Here is a 1,184-nt window from a genome sequence, read left to right on the forward strand (position 1 = left end):
ACAGGCCTACGTGATCGCCCACGAGGTCGGCCACCACGTGCAGAACCTGCTGGGGATCTCGGAGAAGGTGCAGAACGCCCGCGCCCGCGCAAGCGAGGCGGAGGGGAACCGTCTCTCCGTCCGGCTGGAGCTGCAGGCGGACTGCCTGGCAGGCGTCTGGGCGCACCACGCGAACCGGGCGCGAAACATTCTGGAAACGGGCGACGTCGAGGAGGCGCTTGGCGCCGCCAGCGCCATCGGGGACGACCGTTTGCAGAAGCAGACCCGCGGCTTTGTCGTCCCCGACACATTCACCCACGGGACCTCCGAGCAGCGGGTCCGCTGGTTTCAGGCCGGCATCGAATCCGGGGACATGAATCGATGCAATACCTTCCAGGGGGCGGGGGGATAGCTCCCACCGGCCCCCGGCGAGAGGAAAGAGGCGGACGCTCCTACTTCTTTCCCTTTTTGGTCTCCGCTTTGGCGTCGATGCTCGTCGCCTTCATCTGGTACTGGATCGTCACTTTCGATCCGACTTTCAGGTCCCCGGTGACCTTGGTGTCCTTGTCCCGCGCGATCTCCCACTTGTCCGTCCCTTTCTGAACGGTAATGAGATCGTCCGTCACCTCCAGGACGGGTCCCGTCACCTGGTAGTTCTTCGGAGCCCCGGCCATGGCGAGGGTCGCGGACAGAACCAGTACGCCGAGCAGCACGAGCAGCTTTCTCATTGCAACCTCCTTGCGATGGGGATGGTAAGAAAAAGGATAGAAGGATTTCCTTCCGATTGCCAGCATCCACCAAGCCTTTGGAAAAGTGGGGCAAAGGGCAGTTGAAGTCCATGGGAAAAAGGGGGGGATTGCTTCCCCCCCCGGATCCCGGTAAGATGAGCCGGTCGGTCAGGCATTCGTCAACCTTCACGCAATCGCGGTTCATTCCACAACAGGCGTAGGCAGCAACCAGGCGCGGAAGGCGGCCCGGCGGCCGTATCTTCCCCTCGACGGAAGGGATTCCCTCCCCTGGCGCGAGCCGCAGGCGGGGGAGAGGGAGTTTCGGCGGCAGGAGGGGGCCCATGTTCGCGAACGCCTGCAAGAGGGGGAGCTGTTTCACGAGGCCGGTGGTGTTCTCAAGGCGGTATTTCGACCGGAGCACCGATTGCGGGTGCGGCGCCTTCATCGTGATCAACGACGAGGGCTGGATCATCACGG

General features: G+C 63.3%; 2 protein-coding genes. One reads left to right on the forward strand and one right to left on the reverse strand.

The features are described from left to right. The coding region (locus VJ307_03255) for a neutral zinc metallopeptidase (GenBank protein HJX73149.1) at nt 1-391 on the forward strand (391 nt) is incomplete at its 5' end. Nucleotides 392-431: 40 nt separating this feature from the next. On the opposite strand, the gene VJ307_03260 is transcribed toward VJ307_03255, so the two are convergent. Then, nucleotides 432-707, reverse strand: a complete 276-nt coding sequence (locus tag VJ307_03260; GenBank protein ID HJX73150.1) for a hypothetical protein — start codon at nt 705-707, stop codon at nt 432-434. Nucleotides 708-1,184 lie beyond the last annotated feature (477 nt).

The organism is Candidatus Deferrimicrobiaceae bacterium (assembly GCA_035256765.1).
GTDB lineage: Bacteria > Desulfobacterota > Deferrimicrobia > Deferrimicrobiales > Deferrimicrobiaceae > CSP1-8.